Genomic DNA, 238 nt, shown 5'->3' on the forward strand with positions numbered 1-238 from the left:
CGCCGGCACCCGGTAGGCGCCTTCCCAGTTGGAGTTCTTCTCGTTGCGGAACGGGGTGGTGGCCGCATCCGGCCAGGACCACTGGTTCGGGCCGTTGTCGGTGGTGTAGATGACGATGGTGTTGTCGCTGAGCTTCAGGTCGTCGAGGGTCTTGAGCAGTTTGCCGACGTCGCCGTCGTGTTCGAGCATGCCGTCGGCGTACTCGTTGCCGGGCATGCCGCTCTGGCCCTTCATCGAG

Annotated in this window: 1 protein-coding gene; it reads right to left on the reverse strand. The window is 64.7% G+C overall.

What is annotated here, in order from left to right:
- Nucleotides 1–238, reverse strand: a 238-nt coding sequence (locus tag J5M67_RS29390) for a sulfatase-like hydrolase/transferase (RefSeq protein WP_207888777.1), incomplete at both ends; no start/stop codon positions are given.

This window comes from Pseudomonas sp. 30_B (genome assembly GCF_017491605.1).
GTDB lineage: Bacteria > Pseudomonadota > Gammaproteobacteria > Pseudomonadales > Pseudomonadaceae > Pseudomonas.